This is a genomic window from Bartonella sp. AP58NXGY, from assembly GCF_042195785.1.
Classification (GTDB): domain Bacteria; phylum Pseudomonadota; class Alphaproteobacteria; order Rhizobiales; family Rhizobiaceae; genus Bartonella.
This window is the reverse complement of record NZ_JBHIOY010000333.1, coordinates 1-624: the sequence shown is the minus strand read 5'-3', so window position 1 is coordinate 624 and position 624 is coordinate 1. Positions and strand designations below refer to the sequence as shown.

At 40.2% G+C, this 624-nt stretch carries 1 protein-coding gene; it reads left to right on the top strand.

Annotated features, from left to right (window positions below):
- Positions 1 to 238: 238 nt before the first annotated feature.
- Positions 239 to 624: heme ABC exporter ATP-binding protein CcmA (locus ACFINC_RS11235; protein WP_375617256.1), on the top strand; the 386-nt coding region annotated here is incomplete at its 3' end.

Below are 624 nucleotides of genomic sequence, written 5' to 3'. Positions count from 1 at the left end.
TACGAGTCAAGGTCGCAGCCTGAGCGCAGACGCAATTACCTCCGCTATCCACTTCCCCCTCCACCTTTCATAGGTAAATGCGGAAATCAGCGCCAAAAACCATTCTACACCAGATCTTGATGTAACGCACCCCTTATAGAACTATTTCTAGAACTATTCTAGATACAATTGCATAAAAAACGTGTTTTTTTATTCTATAATGCAATAAAGAATAGGAAAATAAAAAATAGGCAATCACATGATGTTATCAGGCAAAGATTTAGCAGCTTACAGAAACGGAGAAATTCTGTTTAAAGATCTTTCTTTTCGCCTATTTCCACAGCAACTGATGACAATCACCGGCCCAAATGGCATCGGAAAATCGACATTACTCCGAATCATTGTTGGTCTTCTTGAAGCCTCTGAAGGTCATATCGTCCTTAAAGACTATGAACAAAGATACTCTGTTGCCACTGCGTGCCATTATCTCGGGTCTCAAAATGCTATGAAACCTTTCTTATCTGTCATTGAGAATTTGCAATTTTGGGCAGCGTTTTATGGACAACCTCTCTACTCCCCCTATGAAGCCCTTGCCGATATTGGTCTTTCTGATCTTGAATATTTACCCTTTAAGACTCTGTCAAC